This window comes from Streptomyces sp. NPDC037290 (genome assembly GCF_055603245.1).
On the sequence record NZ_JBVJVZ010000064.1, the window covers coordinates 1 to 8,624 of the forward strand.

Consider the following 8,624-nt stretch of genomic DNA (forward strand, 5'->3'; position numbering starts at 1 on the left):
CGCTACGACAAACTCGCGGTCCGCTACGAGGCGACCGTCCTCGTCGCGGCCATCAACGAGTGGCTGTGACCAGCACATTCGATACACGCCCTAGCTGATCGTGTACTGGTCGTGGGGGTTCGCGCGCGCCCACGCCGCTTCGAAGGCCTCCGCGCACAGCTTCGCTGCGGCCGGGTCCTCGCTGATCTCCCCGCCCGCCGAGGCGCCCTCGCCGGTGAAGTGGTTCCACCGGATCAGACGTCCGTCGATGAGCCAGAAGTCATTGCCGGGCAGGGTGAGGTCGGAGGCCCAGCGCCGAGACAGCCAGCGCACCTGCTCGCCTGCGGCGACGTTCGTGAACGTGCCGTCGTACAGGAAGCGGGTGTACTCACTGACCGGCTCCGAAACGATGCGAGCCCGGCGCACGACGACACCGCGGCCTACCGCCTCCTCGATGAAGTCGAGCCACGGGCGCCACCAAGAGGCACGGTCCGCCGGATCGTGCCGGTAGCCAGCACGCCACTGGGCGAACGGACCTTTCTCGTAGTCGACGGCGTAGCTGTCTCGCATCTCCAGGTGGACGGCCGACCGGGTGGCCGCGCCAAGGAGTTCAGGAAACGTCGGCACGTTCGACGGCATCGCATGCCTCCCTGATCATTGGCGCCATCCGGGCCGGGATACGGATCACGGCCTCGTGGTCCGGGATGCCCACCGCGTGGCCGGGAACCATGAAGGCTGCGCACTCAGCTTCGAGCTCGGGGCCCGGCTTCCAGCCCTGCAGAACGAGCTCCTCCGCTTCCTGGTCGACCCACACGGTGGGGCTTTCACCGTCCCCGGTATTCGGGTCGGTCCCGATGAACTGTAGGGTCATGACTGCCTCCGCTCGTCGTGGTGTTCAGAGATGTACATCACCGTCTGACGCGCCGCCACGCTGGTCAAGACAGCAAACAACTCGCGTGTGCACATTGCTGGCAGCGCGACTGCGCACGCTCCTAGAGGTTGTCCCGTAACCGGTGGGTCGGTTGTTGCGTTGGCTGGGCATGGGTGGGGTGATCTCAGCGGATGATCCGAAGTGGATCGAGCCGTTCTCCGGGCTGAGCGAGTCGCAGTTCACCAGGCTGGTGGCGTTGGTACGGCGTCGCGGTGGCGACGTGCAGCGCGGCCGGCCCTGGCGGCTGCCGCTGCAGGACCGGGTGTTGCTGGTGGCGACGTACTGGCGCACGAACCTGACGCTGCGGCAGGTGGCACCGCTGTTCGGGGTCTCGAAGTCTGCGGCTGACCGCATCCTCGACCACCTGGCGCCATTGCTGGCCATCTCGCCAGCCCGCCGACCGCGCAAAGACACCGTCTACATCGTCGACGGCACCCTGGTGCCCACCCGTGACCGCAGTGTGGCCGCGTCCAGCAAGAACTATCGGTACTCGACGAACCTGCAGGTCGTGATCGACGCCAACAGCCGCCTGGTCGTGGCGATCGGCCTGCCGCTGCCCGGCAGCCGCAACGACTGCCGGACGTTCACGGAGTCCGGCGTCGACCGGGTCTGCCGCGGCGCACCGACCCTCGCCGACGGCGGATACCAGGGCACCGGCCTACTCATCCCGCACCGCAAACGACGAGGTCAGACGCACCTCAGCCCGCACCAAGAAGCGGAGAACGCCGTCCACCGCCGGGCGCGAGCCCGGGTGGAACACGCCCTGTCCCGGCTGAAGAACTGGAAAATTCTGCGGGACTGTCGACTCAAGGGCCGCGGCGTTCACCACGCGATGCTCGGCATCGCCCGGCTCCACAACCTGGCCCTCACTGGATAACTCACACCCCATACGGGACAACCTCTAGCGTCGACGGGTACGAAAAGACCCCGGCGAGGTGGTGGAACCTCCCGGGGTGTGGCCAACGCTGCGAGGAGCGCCGACACCATGCACCGTACAGCCTGCCCGCCGGCCAGAACACGGCGATCGCGCCCAGCGCCTGACGCGCTATCCGGGCCTATGAAGGCCTTCGAGGCGAAGCCGCCCTATGCGGCGTACAAGGCGCTGATCCTGCACTACAGCCATTGCCCGGCCTGCGCGGACGGCACTGATCCGTGCCCGGCCGGGAAGCCGCTGCTGTCCGTCTGGAGGGCGGTGCGGTGGTCATGAGCAACATGGCCTTCGTCGACATCCCCACCGGCCTGCTGCCGCTGACCCCGCTGCCCGACCTCAGCGTCCTGCCCGACGCCAGGGCCGGCGGAGCGGCCTGCATCTGGGGCGGGCGAACCGCTCTCCACCGCCACGGCCATAGACCTCGGCGAGCGCGAGACCGACGGCGGCCACTGGTTCCTGCGCGCCTGCCGGCCCTGCACACGGCGCGCCGTGCACACTGCCCACCACGCTCACCCCGGCGGCTGTGAGCAGTGCGTCGACGACGCCAGCCTCTGCGAGACCCGCCGCGCCCTGCACGCCCTCCTCCTGGAACTACATCGATGACACGGCAGCGGGCGTCGTCAACTTATCGAGGCTGGTGGGTTGTTGGGGCGTGGCAGGGCGTGGTGGGGCCCGGATGGCAGCCTTGGTTCAGCCTGGCGCGGGCAGGGTGGTGACGCCGGTGATGTGGTCCCAGACGGTGAAGCGGGTGGTCATCTCGGTGCGGTACTCGGTCGCGGTCATCAGGTGACGGAGGGGCCGGAAATGAGGCGAAATCTGACTGAATGCGGCGAGGAACTTCTGGGCCGACCGGGGTGAGCGGAAGCCTTTCATGGCGTGTTCGCGCTGCCTCGTCGGCTGGTGGCTGTTCTCCGCCCGGTTGTTCAGGCCCTTGTGGGAGCGGTGTTCCACCGAGCCCATCAGCGCGCGGTGAGCCGGCCCGTAGGAACGGCACTTGTCGGTCACCAGCACCCGGGGCACCCGGCACTGCTTCTTTATCAGCCTGGCCATGAACCGCTTCGCGGCCTTCGCGTCCCGCTTCGACTGGACCAGAATGTCCAGCACATGACCGTCCTGGTCCACCGCACGCCACAGGTACTGCCGCACCCCGTTGACCTTGATGAACACCTCGTCGAGGTGCCATTTATCGCCAGCCTGCGGCCGACGGCGCCGCAGCCGGGCGGCGTACTCGGGCCCGAACTTGTCACACCACTGCCGGACGGTCTCATGGGAGACGATGATTCCGCGGGCCAGCAGCAGCTCCTCCACCTCGCGGTAGGAGAGCGGGAAACGGAAATACAGCCATACCGCATGGGAGATGACCTCCGCCGGGAACCGGAACCCCTTGTACGACGCCGCCCCGGCCCCCACAGCCAGCCCCTCCCCAGGAAGATCAACAAACCTGGCGATCGTCCCAGATCCGAGATGTGGTGCGGTGGTGTCTGGTTCAGGCGGTTGTGGCCATGAGTGTGGTGCCGGTGATCTGGTGCCAGATGGTGAAGCGGTTGGTCATCTCGGTGCGGTAGTCGGGGGCGGTCCTGAGGTGTCGGCGGGGACGGAAGTGCGGTGAGATCCGGGAGAAGGAGGCGAGGAATCTTTGGGCGGTGCCGACGTGGCGGAAGCCCTTCATGCGCCGCTCGCGTTCCCGGGTGGCGATATGGGAGTTTTCTGCCCGATTGTTGAGATATTTCGAGCTGCGGTGCTCGACCGACGGCATGGCGTCTCGGTGGGCGGCACCATATGAACGGAGCTTGTCCGTGACGATCACCCGGGGCAGGGTCCCGGTGCCCTTGAGGAGCTTGCGGAAGAAGCGCTTCGCGGCCTTGGTGTCGCGCTTGTCGGTCACGAGGATGTCCAGCGCGTTCCCGTCCTGGTCCACCGCGCGCCACAAGTACCGCAGCCGGCCGTTGACCTTGATGAAGACTTCGTCCAGATGCCACCGGTCACCCGGGCGGGGCTGCCGGCGGCGCAGCCCGGCGGCGTAGGCGGGGCCGAACCGCTCGCACCACAGCCGGATCGCCTCGTACGAGACCTGGATGCCGCGCTCGAAGAGGAGCTCTTCCACGTCGCGGAAGGACAGGGGGAAGCGGTGGTACAGCCAGACCGCGTGCGCGATCACCTCCGACGGGAACCGGAAGCCCTTGTACGACGGCGCAGCACTGTCCACCAGCAGACCCCTCCCCATGACGATCTACACCAAGATCATCGCACCCCGCCCCTCAATCAACTTGATAACACCCAGAAGAGGATATGCGGGGCACGGAGACGCTATTTAACAGCCCAGGCGTCCCCACGGGTGCCATGGACTTTTTGGTTGATGATCGGGCGCGCGCCGGGCCGTTGAATAATCATGATCCGGTCGACACTGTCGTACTGGTGGGTGTCGATGCGCTGTGCGGTGGCGCTGATGGCCTGCCGGTGCACATGGGCTAGATTGCCACTGAAGAGGGTCACCTCCGCCTGCGGAAGGGCAACCCCAAGTTTGTGCGTATCGTAGTTGCAGCTGTTCGTGCCCCCGTACATCAAGGCGGTGATAAGCCCCTTCTCGTTGATGGCCCATCCCGGGTTGGTGACGCCGCAATCGTCATAACTCGCCAACGGATCCGGGGAAAGCAGGAGTCTATGGTCAGTGAAGTGGAGGCCATTTCGACTGGTCGCGTAATAGATAGGCCATCTCATGGGCGTGATGATCCTGCGGTACGCGGCGATGTACTGCCCGTTGACCAGCTTGATGTCTGCGTCGACGAACGCGCCAACTTCAGCCACATATTCAAAGTGCCTCGGGAAGGGCTCAGTGGAGACAGCCAGATGCTGCCTGTGACGGCCATTGACCAGGCCGTCGAAGTACAACTCCCACCGCCACCGGTGACCGCCCTTATAGCGCGAGTTATAGATCAACGATGGGCGGGCGCAGCTGCTGACGTGCGCGCCCCTGAAGGTGATCTGGTGACTGTAATCGGTCAGCTGCGGCCAGTGCACGCCGTCACCGGACTTCAGTATTGCGCACCCCTCGACACCGACCGGTCCGGCGGCGGTCATAGCCATGACCCAGTGACCGTCCTTGAACCTGACCGCTGAGGGGTCGTTGACGTGATTGAAAATGCCGTGACCGATGACCGTCCTGACGCCGGAGAAGCCGTGGGTGAGTGTGTCGTCTCTGGTGCTGGACATATAGATATCGTCATGCTGCTGTCCTGCAGCGTTCCAGCCACCGAAGTAGACGTGCCAGATCTTCTTGACGGGGTCCTTGACGGGATTGGCCGCATACAGATTCGGGCCGCTGACGACTGGGTTGCCGCGGTAGGGCACAAAGAACGCCTGACGTGGGTCTTTGACTGATCGACCCACATGGAAGACGGTGAACGGATCACCAACCTTCTTCTCGAGAGGGATCAGCCTGGATGATGCCATGGCGGGGGCTGCCAGTAAGCAGATCACCATCACCCAGAGGGAACTAACCGAGAGCCGTCTCCGTTTTAACTTCATGCGATCTCCTAGAACCATGTGGCCAGGGCGCAGTCACGGTCGACGGGCAGCCGACTTTTGAACTTGTGAGCTGCACCATTCCTCATCATGTGTTGACTTGTCTGATCACCGCAATCGCTCAGTACATCACCATAACTGGAGATAAATGTCTTGGCACTTCCAGTGGCTGCACCGTCACCGACACCGACTGGCTGCCCGAGCTGGAGTGCCGCGATCTGACACACTCCGGGGCTGCCTTCGGACCGTACGAGGGGTGTCAACGACGACAGGCAAAGCAGTTGTCGACTGCTCTGCCCCTGGTCAGGAATGGTGCAGTAAGCGCCACTGCAGGTGCTCATCGGCGAACCTATGTTGAGGAACAGTCACGGCAGCTGTAAGTCTTGATCGGTAGGGCATCGTTGCTGGTCAGGTGGTCGCGGCGGCGGTGATGTTGTTCCACTGTCGGTGGCAGGCGGTGGCTTGATGCTGGTGGCGGCGACGCCAGGCTGACCAGTGCAGGACGTGGGCCAGGTCGCGGCGGGGCGTGGGAATGACGGTTGCCCGTAGGACGGCCAGGAGTTCGCGTGGGCTGGCCGGGACGAGTTCGACGCCATCGTTGTCTGAGGTGTGCGTACGTGCGCGGGTTACGGTCACAACTGCCGCGGCCAGAAGGCTGACCAGGCTCCACCGCATCCATGATTTCCAGCAGGTCACCTGCCCTTGGTCGAGCCCCGCGTGGCCCTTCGCGCCTTGGAAGTCCTCCTCGATCTTCCACCTGGTGCAGATGACGTCCACGAGGTCGGCGAGGCTGACGGGGGTGGTGGAGTGGCAGCGGTAGAAGGAGAGTTCGCGGGTGTAGCGGTGCCGGCGTACGACGAGAAAGGAGCGTCCCGGGGCGGCCGCGTGGCCCTCGGGGACATCGTCGTCGAGCACATCGATCAAAGCCCAGTCGTAATAGCGGTCTGCCTTGCGGCCGCGTCCGGTCCGCATCCGCATCCACGCCCGCTTGGCTACCTTCCGGGCCAGCTCGGCCGCCGGATGGCGGCCGGTCGCGGTGGTGGCGCGGTGGTCGGTCCTGACTGCCACCGCGTAGTCAAAGCCCAGGGCACGGGCGGTGCGGCGCAGCTCGAGACCGCCGTAGACCTCGTCGCCGGTGATCCAGCGCGCGGATGCCCAGGGCGCGGGCGCGGTGCAGCATGGTGATGGCCAGCTGGGGTTTGGTGGCGAAGCACACCTCCTCCGGCACGTGCCGCAGCAGCCGCCGCTCTTCGTCCTGGGCCCAGCCCGCCGGCAAGTACAGCTCCCGGTCGACCAGCGCGTGTCCGCGGGACGAGGCGTAGGTCAGGTGGACGGCAACCTGGCACAGGCCCACCCCGCCCAGTGCACCCGAGTACTGATGGGCTGCACCGACACAGTCGGTCGAGGACTTCGCGTCCCCTGTCTCATCCAGGATCAACACCGCTTGCTCATCGGCGAGTTGACTGCAGGTCCACGTGGCCAGTCCGTCCCGGGCCGCATCATGGTCCCACACACCGCGAGAGAGGAAGTGCTGCAGCCGGTGCGGGCCGTCGTGCCCGAGCGCCTCGGCCAGCGTCCACCAATTGCGCCGCTCCAGCTCCATCAGCATCGCCTGCGTCATCTCCCGCGCCAGCAGCCGCGAGTCGCGCCTGGGAAAGCAGTCCGCCAGCTGCCCCATCAGCTCCCCGAACGCCGTCGTCCACTCCTGCTGAGCTAACGTGGCCTCCACGGCCACCACGTCATGTATCGACTCCACAACCGATCATGATCGAGGTGGCCGTTCTCGTGTCCCCGCCTACCCCGCTGACCTGCACCAACAGCTTAACGATCACGACTTACAGCTGCCGTGACCGAGCGTCCAGCAGTTACGCGTGTCCAGCTCCATCAGCATCCCCTCGGTCATCTCCCGTGCCAGCAGCCGTGGTTCCCGGCGCGGGAAACAGTCAGCGACCTCGGCCATCACCGCCCCGAACGCGGCCGTCCACTCCTGCTGGGCTACCGTGGCCTCCACGGCCACCTGGTCCTTGATCGTTGTCACAAACGTTCATGATCACGGTGGCCGTTTCCCTGTCCGCAGACACCCTGCACCCAGCTGACCAGCACGAACGTGTCAACGATCAAGAACTACAGCTGCCGTGTCAGTAGGCCGAGGTTTGTGAGCAGGTTGAGGTGGGTGGTGGCGACCTTGCGTGGTACGCCGAGTTTTTTGGCGACGGCGTCCGCTGTGACGCCGTCGCAGTCCTGGTTTTGGTGGTGCTGTGGTGGGAAGTGTGTGGCTGGGTCTTTCAGGCATTCCAGGATGTGGAGGCGTTTTGCGGTGACGGGAGTTCTCACCCGTTCATTTCCCTCCTCCTGAATGGCGGAAGACCTGTCCTGCTCCAGTTCTCGCGGTTCTCCTGACCAAAAGGCTGTTGGCATTCTTCCCGCTTTTCAACATCGCACGCGGTCTTTTCTATTCTTGGTGGCTGTAAGGGGTAAGGGGTAAGGGGTAAGGGATAAGGGGTTCTCGCGCGTCCCCTTGTGTTGTTGTCATCGGTCGTGGGTGGGCATGGGGTCGCCTGCTTCGTATGCGGCGCATCGTGTGCAGCCTTGGTGCAGGCATGTGTGGCTGCGCCATCCCCGTCGGGCGCTTTCACACTCTGGCGCTGTCCACGGGTATGGCACGGTGGCGAGAGCGGTTCGCGCGGCCTCGCGTGCACCGGTGAGGGCTGCCGGGTCTTCGGGTGTTTCCAGTAGCCATAGGGCGCGTCTCAGGGCGGCACGGGCGGCTGCGGGGTCGGGGACGCGGCGGGGCGCCGGCACGATCGTGCTCTCGGGGATGGTGGGGCTCGGGTGCTGCCGCGGCGTTCGCAGACGCAGGAGTCCAGCGGCTACGGTGATGATCTTAGTTCGCACAATCCGCATAAACTCGCCTCAGTGCGAACATGTTACGGATATGAACGGGTGATCATCCTGACGAGCGAGGCGGGAGTACCCCGCCGGGCCGTGGGCATAGGCCGGGGTGTGTTGGGCGTGGGCTGCCGGGAATTTCTGACAGTAAGTCAGCGGCTTATCACGTAATCACAGGATTATTTAATGTGGTGTGCGCCCCTCGTGTGGGGGATGGCAGGGGCGGCGTCGGTGGAGACACGATTCTGCGGACGGTTTTAAAGGATCGTTGCGCACACGGCGGATTCAATCGGTCGTCGCAACACCTCTGTGAGCTGGAGGTTTGCGGGTGGGTGTGGGGAATCGGCAGCGAGCGGCACGGGAGTATCGTGG

At 65.1% G+C, this 8,624-nt stretch carries 8 protein-coding genes and 1 pseudogene; 2 read left to right on the plus strand and 7 right to left on the minus strand.

Features of this window, described 5'->3' with window-relative positions; all coding sequences use genetic code 11:
• Positions 1-90: 90 nt before the first annotated feature.
• Together ACZ7HQ_RS44100 and ACZ7HQ_RS44105 are read right to left on the minus strand one after the other, a co-directional pair.
• Positions 91-618 carry a DUF6879 family protein gene (locus tag ACZ7HQ_RS44100; RefSeq protein ID WP_471002930.1) on the minus strand — a complete coding sequence of 176 codons (528 nt, stop codon included), beginning with the start codon at positions 616-618 and terminating at the stop codon, positions 91-93.
• Complete coding sequence (locus ACZ7HQ_RS44105; protein ID WP_471002933.1) at positions 590-850, minus strand: hypothetical protein; 261 nt, start codon at positions 848-850, stop codon at positions 590-592. The genes ACZ7HQ_RS44100 and ACZ7HQ_RS44105 overlap by 29 nt, the downstream gene beginning before the upstream one ends.
• Before the next feature lie 169 nt (positions 851-1,019).
• On the opposite strand from ACZ7HQ_RS44105, the gene ACZ7HQ_RS44110 reads away from it, so the two are divergent.
• Together ACZ7HQ_RS44110 and ACZ7HQ_RS44115 are read left to right on the plus strand one after the other, a co-directional pair.
• Positions 1,020-1,787: a transposase gene (locus ACZ7HQ_RS44110; protein ID WP_471002935.1), complete on the plus strand. Its 768-nt coding sequence runs from the start codon at positions 1,020-1,022 to the stop codon at positions 1,785-1,787.
• 180 nt (positions 1,788-1,967) lie between these two features.
• Positions 1,968-2,117: a hypothetical protein gene (locus ACZ7HQ_RS44115; RefSeq protein ID WP_471002938.1), complete on the plus strand. Its 150-nt coding sequence runs from the start codon at positions 1,968-1,970 to the stop codon at positions 2,115-2,117.
• Between the two features lie 414 nt (positions 2,118-2,531).
• Here the strand turns inward: ACZ7HQ_RS44115 and ACZ7HQ_RS44120 are convergent, their stop codons facing one another.
• The 5 genes and pseudogenes from ACZ7HQ_RS44120 to ACZ7HQ_RS44140 form a co-directional block, all read right to left on the minus strand.
• The gene (locus ACZ7HQ_RS44120) at positions 2,532-3,251 is read right to left on the minus strand and encodes an IS6 family transposase (protein WP_471002941.1); all 720 of its coding nucleotides are present in this window, start codon (positions 3,249-3,251) and stop codon (positions 2,532-2,534) included.
• Positions 3,252-3,327: 76 nt separating this feature from the next.
• The gene (locus ACZ7HQ_RS44125; RefSeq protein WP_471002944.1) at positions 3,328-4,047 is read right to left on the minus strand and encodes an IS6 family transposase; all 720 of its coding nucleotides are present in this window, start codon (positions 4,045-4,047) and stop codon (positions 3,328-3,330) included.
• A gap of 101 nt (positions 4,048-4,148) precedes the next feature.
• Positions 4,149-5,321: a hypothetical protein gene (locus tag ACZ7HQ_RS44130; RefSeq protein ID WP_471002947.1), complete on the minus strand. Its 1,173-nt coding sequence runs from the start codon at positions 5,319-5,321 to the stop codon at positions 4,149-4,151.
• A 450-nt stretch (positions 5,322-5,771) separates the two neighbouring features.
• Positions 5,772-7,119: pseudogene (locus ACZ7HQ_RS44135) on the minus strand (IS701 family transposase).
• A gap of 72 nt (positions 7,120-7,191) precedes the next feature.
• Positions 7,192-7,401: a hypothetical protein gene (locus ACZ7HQ_RS44140; RefSeq protein ID WP_471002950.1), complete on the minus strand. Its 210-nt coding sequence runs from the start codon at positions 7,399-7,401 to the stop codon at positions 7,192-7,194.
• Positions 7,402-8,624: the final 1,223 nt, after the last annotated feature.

Excerpts from the sequence above, each read along its gene's own strand:
- ACZ7HQ_RS44100 (WP_471002930.1), bottom strand. The coding sequence starts at position 618 with ATGCCGTCGAACGTGCCGACGTTTCCTGAACTCCTTGGCGCGGCCACC.
- ACZ7HQ_RS44115 (WP_471002938.1), top strand. The coding sequence starts at position 1,968 with ATGAAGGCCTTCGAGGCGAAGCCGCCCTATGCGGCGTACAAGGCGCTG.
- ACZ7HQ_RS44130 (WP_471002947.1), bottom strand. The coding sequence starts at position 5,321 with ATGGTGATCTGCTTACTGGCAGCCCCCGCCATGGCATCATCCAGGCTG.
- ACZ7HQ_RS44110 (WP_471002935.1), top strand. The coding sequence starts at position 1,020 with ATGGGTGGGGTGATCTCAGCGGATGATCCGAAGTGGATCGAGCCGTTC.
- ACZ7HQ_RS44105 (WP_471002933.1), bottom strand. The coding sequence starts at position 850 with ATGACCCTACAGTTCATCGGGACCGACCCGAATACCGGGGACGGTGAA.